This is a genomic window from Halomonas sp. ND22Bw, assembly GCF_003011945.1.
GTDB classification, from domain to species: domain Bacteria; phylum Pseudomonadota; class Gammaproteobacteria; order Pseudomonadales; family Halomonadaceae; genus Halomonas; species Halomonas halophila.
In genome coordinates this window covers 1-241 of sequence record NZ_PXWD01001633.1, presented here as the reverse complement: position 1 = coordinate 241, position 241 = coordinate 1, and the positions used below count along the sequence as shown (strand labels likewise).

Below are 241 nucleotides of genomic sequence, written 5' to 3'. Positions count from 1 at the left end.
CAATCCCAAGTCGGCCTTGCAGGAGTGGGCGCAAGGGCAGGGCAGGCCGCTTCCAACCTATCGCGTCGCCGATCGGACGGGTTCGGATCATGCGCCGACATTCACCGTCGAAGTGTCCGTGCAGGACGTGCAGCCCTTGACCGCGCAAGGGCGTTCGCGTCAGGAGGCGGAGAAGGCGGCCGCAACGGCTCTCCTCAAACGTGAAGGCGTCATTTGACCGATATCGAAAACCAGCGCGCAG

The 241-nt window shown here is 63.9% G+C and carries 1 protein-coding gene; it reads left to right on the top strand.

Annotation, left to right across the window (positions count from 1 at the left end):
• Positions 1-217, top strand: a 217-nt coding sequence (locus CVH10_RS23800) for a putative dsRNA-binding protein (protein WP_369336012.1), incomplete at its 5' end; no start/stop codon positions are given.
• Positions 218-241: the final 24 nt, after the last annotated feature.